This is a genomic window from Mycobacterium sp., from assembly GCF_008709575.1.
In the GTDB taxonomy this organism is placed as follows: domain Bacteria; phylum Actinomycetota; class Actinomycetes; order Mycobacteriales; family Mycobacteriaceae; genus Mycobacterium.
Genome location: NZ_VYIK01000500.1, coordinates 1 through 577, shown reverse-complemented (window position 1 = coordinate 577; position 577 = coordinate 1). Strand labels below are relative to the sequence as shown.

Below are 577 nucleotides of genomic sequence, written 5' to 3'. Positions count from 1 at the left end.
GACGGACTGGGTAGGTCACCCCGTCGCGCACGACATATCCGGCGAAACCCCACTCGCCCTTGGCGATCCAGATCCAGCCATTGAGCGCGCGGCCCGATTCGGTATAGGCAACGAACCATTTCCAATGCTGTGGCACGCCCCAATCGCGCAATCCCCAGGAATGGTCGCGATGTCCCATCCGGTCCCACTCGATGCGCTGACCCGCGACTGCGAGCCCGCCGCGCACCCGACCGGTCTGCTCGATCCGGTTCACCGCGAACCACAACGGCAGGCCGTCGGGATTGCAGTGATAGCTGAACGCATCGTGAATGCCGGTGAACGCGAACTCGATTTGCACGCCGTCGCGGTCGTAGTTCAGCAGGCAGGACCTGCGCAACTCGGGCTGCGTAAGGGTCAGGCCATCGAAAGAGAATTCGTCGAGGTCGGCGTGGTCCGGTACCCGCCCCTGGTGGAGGTGCAGCGCCAGGGGCGCTTCCGGTCCCCAAACGCAGACGTTGTAGCCCGCCTTCCCGCTGCCGGTCAAGTAGAGATAGACCTGCACGCCGAGCTCTTCCTCGGGCATGATCAGTTCCCAGAA

1 pseudogene is annotated in these 577 nt (G+C 64.0%); it reads right to left on the bottom strand.

Annotated elements, in window-relative coordinates:
* A pseudogene (locus F6Q13_RS19810) lies at nucleotides 1–577 on the bottom strand (hypothetical protein); the annotation flags it as partial.